The 9,412-nt window shown below is 67.1% G+C and carries 11 protein-coding genes and 1 pseudogene; 10 read left to right on the top strand and 2 right to left on the bottom strand.

All coding sequences use genetic code 11. The annotated features are described in order from the left end of the window. The first annotated feature begins 144 nt into the window (after positions 1-144). Entirely contained in the window at positions 145-546 is a 402-nt protein-coding gene (gene gp17 / locus C100_RS28710) for a tail completion protein gp17 (RefSeq protein ID WP_024018475.1), read from the top strand. Between the two features lie 317 nt (positions 547-863). Here the strand turns inward: gp17 and C100_RS48135 are convergent, their stop codons facing one another. Together C100_RS48135 and C100_RS28705 are read right to left on the bottom strand one after the other, a co-directional pair. Next, on the bottom strand, positions 864-1,985 hold the full coding sequence (locus C100_RS48135) for a hypothetical protein (RefSeq protein WP_152536401.1): 1,122 nt from the start codon (positions 1,983-1,985) through the stop codon (positions 864-866). 705 nt (positions 1,986-2,690) lie between these two features. Next, the gene (locus C100_RS28705; protein ID WP_024018474.1) at positions 2,691-3,014 is read right to left on the bottom strand and encodes a hypothetical protein; all 324 of its coding nucleotides are present in this window, start codon (positions 3,012-3,014) and stop codon (positions 2,691-2,693) included. Between the two features lie 139 nt (positions 3,015-3,153). Between C100_RS28705 and C100_RS28700 the strand changes: the two genes are divergently transcribed. The 9 genes and pseudogenes from C100_RS28700 to C100_RS28670 form a co-directional block, all read left to right on the top strand. Further along, positions 3,154-3,561: a phage tail tube protein gene (locus C100_RS28700; protein WP_024018473.1), complete on the top strand. Its 408-nt coding sequence runs from the start codon at positions 3,154-3,156 to the stop codon at positions 3,559-3,561. Further along, the gene (locus tag C100_RS28695) at positions 3,558-3,881 is read left to right on the top strand and encodes a gene transfer agent family protein (protein ID WP_024018472.1); all 324 of its coding nucleotides are present in this window, start codon (positions 3,558-3,560) and stop codon (positions 3,879-3,881) included. The genes C100_RS28700 and C100_RS28695 overlap by 4 nt, the downstream gene beginning before the upstream one ends. Beyond that, positions 3,878-4,078 carry a phage tail assembly chaperone gene (locus C100_RS28690; RefSeq protein ID WP_024018471.1) on the top strand — a complete coding sequence of 67 codons (201 nt, stop codon included), beginning with the start codon at positions 3,878-3,880 and terminating at the stop codon, positions 4,076-4,078. The genes C100_RS28695 and C100_RS28690 overlap by 4 nt, the downstream gene beginning before the upstream one ends. A 186-nt stretch (positions 4,079-4,264) precedes the next feature. Next, positions 4,265-4,759: pseudogene (locus tag C100_RS47715) on the top strand (tail tape measure protein); the annotation flags it as partial. A 6-nt stretch (positions 4,760-4,765) separates the two neighbouring features. Then, the gene (locus C100_RS28685; RefSeq protein WP_031308702.1) at positions 4,766-7,108 is read left to right on the top strand and encodes a DUF2460 domain-containing protein; all 2,343 of its coding nucleotides are present in this window, start codon (positions 4,766-4,768) and stop codon (positions 7,106-7,108) included. Further along, positions 7,105-7,716 carry a DUF2163 domain-containing protein gene (locus C100_RS28680; RefSeq protein ID WP_442800305.1) on the top strand — a complete coding sequence of 204 codons (612 nt, stop codon included), beginning with the start codon at positions 7,105-7,107 and terminating at the stop codon, positions 7,714-7,716. Before C100_RS28685 ends, C100_RS28680 begins: the two co-directional genes overlap by 4 nt. Then, the gene (locus C100_RS49420; protein WP_442800304.1) at positions 7,667-8,020 is read left to right on the top strand and encodes a phage BR0599 family protein; all 354 of its coding nucleotides are present in this window, start codon (positions 7,667-7,669) and stop codon (positions 8,018-8,020) included. The genes C100_RS28680 and C100_RS49420 overlap by 50 nt, the downstream gene beginning before the upstream one ends. Further along, positions 8,017-8,424 carry a hypothetical protein gene (locus tag C100_RS28675; protein ID WP_024018469.1) on the top strand — a complete coding sequence of 136 codons (408 nt, stop codon included), beginning with the start codon at positions 8,017-8,019 and terminating at the stop codon, positions 8,422-8,424. The genes C100_RS49420 and C100_RS28675 overlap by 4 nt, the downstream gene beginning before the upstream one ends. A 9-nt stretch (positions 8,425-8,433) precedes the next feature. Next, on the top strand, positions 8,434-9,412 hold a 979-nt coding region (locus C100_RS28670; RefSeq protein ID WP_024018468.1), incomplete at its 3' end, for a phage tail protein.

Raw genomic sequence — 9,412 nt, 5'->3', positions numbered from 1 at the left:
GGCGCGGCGGGCTCGGATCGCCGCCGCGCTGACCGGGGACGGCGTCACGGCGGTGGTCGAGGGTGAGGCGGTGCTGGTGTCCGGCCGGGGATTGCAGGCGCGCTGGTGGCGCGACCTGGCGCTGCGCGAGGCGGGGAGAGGGCGATGAGCGGGGAAGTGGCGGTGCGGGCCGCGGTGATCGCGGCATTGCGGGCGGACGATATGCTGGGGCGCGCGGTGAACGGCGTGCATGACGGCGAACCGGCGCGGGCGGCGGCGCCCTATGCCATGGTCGGCGAGTGCCTGGGCGCGGACTGGGGCGGCAAGGATGTCGAGGGCCGCGAATTGCGCCTGACGATCGGCCTGGTCGTGGCCGAGGAGACGCCGGCGCGACTGGCGGGCATGATCGCGCGGGTCGATCCGGCGATCGGCGCGGCGCAGGCGCAGGACGGCTGGCGCATCGTGAGCGCGCGACTGTCGCGGTCGCGCGTGGCGCGGGGCGGCGGGGCCGCTGGCTGGCGGGCGGTGATGGATTATCGGCTAAGGGCGGTGCGGGAGGGGGGATGACGGGAGGGGGTGGGTAGCGGACATCGATTTTTACCGTGCTTGATATCCGCATTGCGCCACTTTTGGACGCTCCGCGTAACTCCTTCACACGCCCAAAATGGAAGGGGGCTATGCTACCTGCCGTTCATGCAACAATTTGGGCAATAGGGTTTCATGAATAAATTTTCGAGCTGGACCGTTTCGACGGGGGGGGCGGGAACGGCCTGAAATTCTCCACCGCGTGAATCACCTAAGTAACTGATTTACAATGTTTTACTTGGGAAAGATTTCCTATAGGATTGCGTGAAAATTCGCCGTACGCCGCATAAGCGGCGCGCCTATTCTCGTCTGGTGGTCCGAAGTTTCGCCTCGGCTCTCTCCAGTTCGAGCTCCCCCGGTAACTTAGGAATTTCCATCCAAAATTCTGGCTCGCCTGCCAATGACTTAGCCGGAGCGAACGGATCAGACAGAGAATGGTTGGTAAGATCGAGATCGAAGAGTGCCGGACGTTTCCCGCCGAGGGCAACTGTGAGAAGGCCACAAACACCCTCATACGCTGAATATGCATCTTTTTCTGAAGGATGTTTACCCTCGTGCGAAAGGTCGTTGCGAGCCTTTCTGGCCTTACTCAAAGCCGTGAACGTATCGGCAGGCAGCATCTTTTTCTGAGATAGAAGCTCAAGACGAGCTGACACCGTCCAAGTGCGGGTATCCGCCAGTTGATTTCTACGTGCCTTACTTGGATCGTCTGCGAGTGTAGGCTTCACAACCTCGCGTGTCCAAATTTCCGAAACTAACTGCTCCACGGCAATCCAAAGATTTGCCAGCGCGGCGCCCCAATCTCGGCGAGCCACTCCTGTGGTGCCCTTTAATAGATATTCGCCTCGCAACGCCGGTATCAAATTTAGAACCTCAAGCCCGGTTGCCATAGCGCTTTGGAGAGCGTCAAAAGCAACGGTTCGTGGGCGGTAAAGTGCGATCGCTTCTATTGCGCTTGCCTTGCCATACCTAATTTGCTCATGAAAACGATTTGGTGCCGCAAACCCATATCTATGGCTTCGAACATATTTCCAGTCGATAATTGATCCTAGGTCGAGACCATCGGGAGTAATCGCCTCGCAGTAGATTCCTCCAATGAGCAGCGCGGCTAAGCATCGGTTGAAAAACTCAACCGCATTTTGATCGGACCTGAGCCCTTCTATCGGGGGAAGCGCCAATGCGCCGTCTCGCGCAACCACAAGATGGTAAGGAGCAACGAGCCCTACATCGAGCCCGCCCACCATTTCATGAAGAGCGGCGTAGTCCCATGAGTGCTCATTGATTTGAGTGATCGTCGCATCCCAAGATGTTAGAGTTTCAGCTTCGACCATGCGAAACGGATTCAGATAGGCGATTAAGCAGGGGACACGACGCTTGGCTATGTCATCTATCGTGAGTTCTGCCTGTTTCGATTTATTCATAACCCCACCTTATCTGCAAATCGATTGACTATGAACAGGGCAGTTAGGCAAATTTGACCAGACGGTATGGTCCTATTTAAGTTACTGATAATAAATAATTGCCCGTGCAACAAAATGCCCATTTTGTTGCACGGGCGGCTTGGGCCAATGGCTGCTATCCGGGCGGAGACGCGGAAAACGGTCTGTCCCCTATCGGCCAATCGCAGCTGCAAACGAAGCTGAACTTCTATGTCCGGTTCGGCCGCTATCGGCCACTCCATATTCCCGGCGTCATGCCAGCGCAGGCTGGCATCTCGGGCGGAGGCGTGGGGCGGCGAGGGTGGCAGCTTTCCAGCGTCATCGCGGGTTGCCGGAGACCCCAGCCTTCGCTGGGGTGACGTAGCGGGGTGGGCGCGTTCAAGCGACTTTGCAGCGTGCTCAACGGTTCGTTTCTGGCCGAAACAAGACGAGTCCGGCCCTTTCAAGGGGGGAGGCGGAGCGCGTTTTTCGTGTCTGTCGTTGGCAGAGCGCCGCTGAGGCGGCGACCTACCCCCGGCCCCTCCCTGACAGGGAGGGGAGGAAGATGGTCCGCCTCTGCGCGATTGCCGCTGCATTTTTCGGCGTGACGCGCTGTCCCGCCATCGCCTGAGACCGGGGCCTTCGCCGGGGTGACGGTTGAGGGGGTGACGGTCGAGGGGGTGGCGTCGGGAGGGCTGTTGCGGCCGGTCAGCGCGGGCGGCTGCTTTCCTCATATTCGCTGGTGATCTTGTCGACATATTCGGCGATCTGGTCGTCGGCGTCCGCCTGGGCGTCCTTGTCGGACATGCCGTCAGCCTTGTCCTGGGCGATGATCGCCGCGCGGAAGGCGGCTTCCTTGTCGGCGCAGGTGCGCTTGAGCGCGGACTGGAATTCGCCGAGCGGCAATTTCTTGTCGAGCGAGGGCTGCGTCTGGGCGCCCAGGCATTTTGAAAAATCCTTGCGCCCCATGCCGACGGCGTCGGCCGAGGGGGTGGTGGCGAGCATCATCATGAGCGAAGCAGCAACAAACATCAGAACCTCTCCATAAACCTATTGGTTCACGCTGCGATCGGTTGGCCAGTGGCCGTCCGAGTCTCTTGTTTTTCCGCGATTTCCCGAAGCCCAAGCAGGGTGCTTGCGGCGTCGGTTTCGCATGTTGGGAGAATGCGCCATGGGCGTCGAAAAGGGAAGTGCGTTTCTGTTGAAGGTGGGGGACGGCAACATGCCCGCAACCTACGCCACGGTCGCTGGAATGCGCACCACGCAATTATCCGTAAATGGCGAGGCGGTGAACATCACCAGCAAGGATTCGGGCGGCTGGCGCGAATTGCTGTCGGGCGCGGGGGTGCGGTCGGTCAGCGTGTCGGCGGCCGGGCTGTTCACCGGGTCGGACGCGGAAATACGCATCCGCAACCATGCGCTGGCCGGCACGATCGAGGATTATGAGCTGAGCTTCGAGAGCGGGGAGCGGATGCGCGGGCGGTTCCTGGTGACGCGGCTGGACTATGCCGGCGACTATAATGGCGAGCGCAATTATGCGCTGAGCCTGGAAAGCTCCGGCGCGGTGGTGAGCCTGTGAGCGCGGCCCATCATCCCGATGCGAACCCGCAGCGGGGCGAGGCGGCGCTGGAGGTCGGCGGCGAGACATTGGCGCTGCGGCCGAGTTTCGCCGCGCTGGTGGCGGCGGAGCAGGAGCTGGGGCCGCTGTTCGACCTGGTCGAGCGGGCGGTCGACGGGAAGCTGTCGCTCGCCGATCTGGTGGCGCTGTTCTGGCATTGCCTGGTGGATCGCGAGGCGTTGAGCCGCGAGGCGCTGGGCGAGGCGGTGCTGGCGGTGGGGCTGGCGAAGGTGACGCCGGTGCTGCGCACCGTGCTGCAACAGATATTGGCGGGAAAATGACGCGCTTCGCCGACGCGGCCGGGCGGCTGGCGGGGGTGGCCGGGTGGCTGCTGGGGTGGCGGCCCGACGAGTTCTGGCGCGCGACCCCGGCGGAACTGGCGAGCGTGCTGCGCGCGGCGCGGGGGGAAGAGGCCGAGGGCGCGGGCGGCGTCGATGCGGCGGCGCTGGCGCGGATGATGGGGGCGATGCCGGATTAGTCTGACGTCGAGCCAGATGGGATCATCGGGCGACCCGGAAATCACGGGAAATAACGTCGCACATTCGGCATCGTCATTTTCCCGCAGGGGGGAGTCCATCTCCCACGCATCGATCCGGGGAAAGCCCGCGAGATGGGTTCCCGCCTTCGCGGGAACGACGAGGACATGATTGCCAGGAGGTGGGGGATGGACGAGGAAATCGAGACGTTGGTGGTGCGGGTGCGGGCCGATACGCAGGGGCTGGCGCGCGATGTGGAGGCCATGCGCACGGGGATGGAAGGGCCGCTGGCGGCGGGCGCGGAGCGGGCGGGGCTGCGGATCGAGCAGGGGCTGCTGCGCGCGGTGCGGACCGGCAAGTTCGGCTTTGAGGATCTGAAGCGGGTGGCGCTGGGCGCGATGGACGCCATTGCGGCGGGCGCGTTGCGATCGGCGGTCGGCGGGTCGGGTGGCGGCAACGGGCTGGCGACGCTGGGCGCGTCGCTGCTGTCGTCGGCGCTGGGGCTGCCGGGGCGGGCGACCGGCGGGCCGGTGGCGCCGGGACGGGCCTATATGGTCGGCGAGCGGGGGCCGGAAATGTTCGTGCCGACCACGAGCGGGCAAGTGGTCGCGAATGGCGGCCTGTCGGGCGGCGGCGCGCGCGACGTGCGGGTGAGCATCGCGGTCAACGGACGCGGGAGCGATCGAGCGATGAGCGGGATCGGCTATTGGCTGGCGGACAAGCGCCGGGGGCAGGACAGTCGCTTCATCAAGCGCTTCGCGCCCACGCACTGGACGGTGAATTTCCCCCGGCCGATGATGGCGAGCGTCGTCACCACCGCGCCCGACGCGCTGCGGGTCGACGCGGTCTTTTACGGGTCGGGCGACCTGGCGGGGCTGATCTGGGAGGCGCAGGACCAGTGGAGCCATGCCCTGCTGTCCTATGAAACGAGCAGGGACTTTCGCGATTGCACCCTGTCCTTCCGCTGGCGCAGCGGCGGCGTGCGCCGGCTGGACGAGACGCATGGGCCGACGCTGACGATCGAGGGGCGGGACGCGGCGGGCCATCCGCGCGCCTGGTATGTGCGGTTGTGGAACCATGCGAGCGGCGGGCCGGAAGATGCCGTGGTCACGCTGGATTTTTCCGCGCTGGTGGGCGGCTATGACCTGCCGACCGACGCCGACCCGGTGTGGGCGGGCGACATCGACCGGATGTTCATTTCGCTGGTGCCGCCCGATTATGACGAAGGGGACACGCCGTTCGCCGGGGCGCAGGAGGGCTGGGCGGAGCTGAGCGCCATGCGTTGCGACGGGGCGGGGTCGGTGCTGGCGGTGGGGGACGTGATGCTGCCCGAACATGGGCTGTCGATGGCGACCGGCTATGATGATTGTTTCAACCAGACGCCCGAACGGGTGGTCGCGGCGATCCATGCGCTGGGCTATCGCGGGGCGATCAACCATTATGTCGGGATGAGCCATTATTTCCGGCTCGAACGATCTGGCGCGGGGCTGTATGTCAGCCTGGCGGGCGGGGTGCTGAACGCGCCCTGTGCCGCGTGGCACCGGGACTTTGCGATGCGGGCCAAGGCGTCGGGCTTCGGCCTGATCTGGTCCCTATCCTATGAATTGTTCGACGCACATTGCTGGAACGACTGGAAGCAGCGGGCGGAAAATGGCGATCCGGCGCTGACCGGATGGACGCCGCCCTCCACCCTGTTGTCGCCCGCGCATGGCGGGGCGATGGCCTATGTGCAGGCGGTGGCGGGGGCGTTTGTTTCCATCGCTTTGGAGGCGGGCCTGGCCATCCTGTTCCAGGTCGGAGAGCCATGGTGGTGGGTGATGCCGGAGGACGGCCGCATCTGCCTGTATGACGATGCGGCGCGCGATGTGCTGGCCGGGTATACGGGGGGCGCGCCGGTGTCGATTCCGAGCGTCCGGGGCGAACTGGACGCGGCGCAATGCGCGTTGCTGGATGCGGCGGGGGCGGTGCTGGCGGCGTCGACGGCGGCCTTGTGCGCGGCGGTGAAGGCGGTTGCGCCGGAAGCGGTGACGCATTTGCTGGCCTATCTGCCCACGATCCTCGATCCGCGCGCGCCGGAGGCGAAACGGGCGAACATGCCGGTCGGATGGGCCGCGCCCGCCTTCGACGTGCTGCAACTGGAGGATTATGACTGGGTGACGGAGGGGCGGCCGTTGCTGACGGCGCGCGGCGTTGAGCTGGCGACGGCGCGGCTGGGTTATCCGGTCGACGAACAGCATTATTTTGCGGGCTTCGTGCTGTTGCCGGGCCAGGCGGCGCAGTGGCGGGAGATCGCGGCGGCGGCGCGGGCGTCGGTGGCGCGCGGGACGGCGGCGACCTTCCTCTGGGCGCTGCCGCAAATATGCCGCGATGGCTTTACCTGTTTCAGCATGGATGGGGAGGATGAAGTGCAAGCCTTTGACGATGTGCTGTTTCCGATCGCAATCGGGCGGGAGGCGAGCCTCAGCCCGGCCTTTTCCACCCAGATCGTCGAAAGCCCGGCGGGGCATGAGCGGCGCAGCAGCGACTGGGCCGATGCGCGCCTGTCCTACGATGCCGGGCCGGGCATACGGTCCGAAGCCGACATCATGGCGCTGATCGCCTTTTTCCGCGCGCGGCGAGGCGCGGCGCGGGGATTTCGCTTCACTGACCCCTATGACGATCGCAGCGGCGCGCCGGGGGCGGCGCCGGGGCCGATGGACCAGCGGCTGGGCGTGGGGGACGGTGTGACGGCGCAGTTCCCGTTGATGCGCTATTATGGCGCGGGGGCGGACGCACAGGCGCGGCGGATCACCCGGCCGGTGGCGGGCAGCATCCGCGTGGCCGCCGATGGCGTCGAGCTGAGCACGGGATGGAGCCATGGCGGGCAGGGCGTCATCGCGTTCGACAGCGCGCCGGCCGAAGGGGTGGTGCTGAGCGCGGGCTATCGTTTCGACGTGCCGGTGCGCTTTGCCGAGGACCGGCTGGAGATCAACCGGGCGACCTTCGCCGCGGGTGAGGCGGTGTCGGTGCCCTTGGTGGAGATACGCGAATGAGCGCGGCGGAGATGCTGGACGCGACGCTGTGCACCCACGCCTTTTGCTGGCGGATCGCGCGGCGGGACGGGGTGACGATCGGCCTTTGCAGCCATGATCGCGACCTGGAGATTGGCGGCCTGCTCTATCGCGCCGCGCCGGGCATGACGCCGTCGGCGGTGCGCAGCGGCATCACGCTGGAGGGAGAGGATAGCGATGTGGCGGGTGCGATCAGCAGCGACGCGATCAGCGCGGCGGACCTGATGGCCGGGCGCTGGGACGGGGCGGAACTGGAAGTGCGGCTGACCCAATGGGAGGCGCCGGGCGCGCTGTGGCTGCTGCTGGCGCGGGGCGAGATCGGCGCGGTGTCGCGCAAGGGGGCGGCCTTTTCCGCCGAGATGATCGGCGCGGCGGCGGTGCTGGGCGAGCCGGCGGCGCCCTCTACCGCGCCCGACTGCCGCGCGCGGCTGGGCGACCGCCGAGAGGATCGGGGCGGCGGCGGTGCTGGGCGAGCCGGCGGCGCCCTCTACCGCGCCCGACTGCCGCGCGCGGCTGGGCGACCGGGCGTGCCGGGTGGACATGGCCGGGCGGCGGCGGGTGGTGGCGGTGCATGGCGCGGAGGGCGCTGAACTGGCGATCGGCGGGCTGGGGGCGGGAGGATTGACGGCGGGCGTCTATGCTTTCGGGACGCTGCGATGGATGACGGGGGCGAATGTCGGGCTGACGCAGGCGGTGGTGGACCATGAGGCGGCGGGGCTGACGCTGGCCGACCCGCCGGCCTTTGCCGTGACGCCGGGGACACTGGCGTTGCTGAGCGAGGGATGCGACCGGCAGGCGGCGACCTGTTCGGGCCGGTTCGGCAATATCGCCAATTTCCGGGGCGAGCCGTTCCTGCCGGGCATGGACCTTTTGACCCGCTATCCCGGCGCATGAGCGGCGCGGAGCGGGCGGCGGAGATCGTCGCGGCGGCGCGGGCCCTGGTCGGCGTGCCGTTCCGGCTGCACGGGCGCGGCATGGGCGGGCTGGATTGCGTCGGAGTGGCGGCGCTGGCGCTGGGGTGCGAAGCGCCCTGCGCCTATGGCCTGCGCAGCGGCGACGTGGCGCGGGCCGAAACAGGGTTGCGGGCGGCGGGGATGCGGCCGGTCGTCGACGAAACGGCCGGCGGAACGGGTGGCGGCGCGGGCGATCTGGCGCTGGTGCGACCGGGGCCGTTGCAACTGCATCTGATGATCGGAACGGGCGATGGCTTCGTCCACGCCCATGCCGGGCTTGGGCGCGTGGTCGAGACGCCGGGGCCTTCGCCCTGGCCGGTCATCGGCTGGTGGCGGGGCGCATAGGAGGATTATATGGCGACGATAGTGCTGACGGCGGTGGGCACGGTGCTGGGCGGGCCGATCGGCGGCGCGATCGGCGGCCTGATCGGCAATGTCATCGACAATGAGATATTGTTCAAGCCGAAGGGACGGGAGGGCGCGCGCCTGTCCGACCTGCAACTCCAGACGTCGAGCTATGGCACGCAGCTGCCCAGCATATTCGGCACGATGCGGGTCGCGGGCACGGTAATCTGGGCGACGGACCTCAAGGAAATATCGAGCAGGAGCGGCGGCGGCAAGGGGCGGCCGAGCGTCACCAGCTACAGCTATGCGGCGAGCCTGGCGGTGGCGCTGTCGTCGCGGCCGATCCGGCGGGTGAAACGGATCTGGGCCGACGGCAATCTGCTGCGCGGGGCGGCGGGCGACTTCAAGACCGAGCTGTCGGGCTTTCGGGTCTATCCCGGTGACGAGGCGCAGGACGCCGATCCGCTGATCGCGTCGGCGCAGGGGATCGGGGCGACGCCGGCCAACCGGGGCATCGCCTATGTCGTGTTCGAGGATCTGGCGCTCGCCGATTATGGCAATCGCATCCCTTCACTCACGTTCGAGGTGGAAGCGGATGAAGGGCCGGTGGCGCTGGGCGCGATCGCCGCCGCGTTGAGCGCCGGGCGGCTGACGGGCGCGGAGGGGGCGTGGGTCGATGGCTTCGCGGCGGGCGGCGCCGATGTGCGTGAGGCGATCACGCCGCTGGTGGAGGCGCACGGGCTGGCGCTGCGATCCGATGAGGACGGCCTGACCCTGAGCGAGGCGGGCGTCGTCGCCGGGTCGATGATCGCGCCGGAAGCGCTGGCGGGGCGGGTCAATGGCCGGGCGATCGACCCGGCCGAGAGCGCGGACGGCGCGGCGGATGGCGTGCCGGTGGCGCTGAGCCTGCGCTATCATGATGCCGCGCGCGATTTCCAGGCCGGGGTGCAGCGGGTGACGCGGCCGGGTCCGGGACGGATGGAGCGCG

The organism is Sphingobium sp. C100, from assembly GCF_000508185.1.
Classification (GTDB): Bacteria; Pseudomonadota; Alphaproteobacteria; order Sphingomonadales; family Sphingomonadaceae; genus Sphingobium.
This window is presented reverse-complemented; position numbering and strand designations above follow the sequence as displayed.

Coding starts and splice junctions, on each gene's coding strand:
- C100_RS28685 (WP_031308702.1), top strand. CDS start 4,766: ATGAGCGGGATCGGCTATTGGCTGGCGGACAAGCGCCGGGGGCAGGAC.
- C100_RS28705 (WP_024018474.1), bottom strand. CDS start 3,014: ATGTTTGTTGCTGCTTCGCTCATGATGATGCTCGCCACCACCCCCTCG.
- C100_RS28690 (WP_024018471.1), top strand. CDS start 3,878: ATGACGCGCTTCGCCGACGCGGCCGGGCGGCTGGCGGGGGTGGCCGGG.
- C100_RS28680 (WP_442800305.1), top strand. CDS start 7,105: ATGAGCGCGGCGGAGATGCTGGACGCGACGCTGTGCACCCACGCCTTT.
- C100_RS49420 (WP_442800304.1), top strand. CDS start 7,667: ATGGCCGGGCGGCGGCGGGTGGTGGCGGTGCATGGCGCGGAGGGCGCT.
- gp17 (WP_024018475.1), top strand. CDS start 145: ATGAGCGGGGAAGTGGCGGTGCGGGCCGCGGTGATCGCGGCATTGCGG.
- C100_RS48135 (WP_152536401.1), bottom strand. CDS start 1,985: ATGAATAAATCGAAACAGGCAGAACTCACGATAGATGACATAGCCAAG.
- C100_RS28700 (WP_024018473.1), top strand. CDS start 3,154: ATGGGCGTCGAAAAGGGAAGTGCGTTTCTGTTGAAGGTGGGGGACGGC.
- C100_RS28675 (WP_024018469.1), top strand. CDS start 8,017: ATGAGCGGCGCGGAGCGGGCGGCGGAGATCGTCGCGGCGGCGCGGGCC.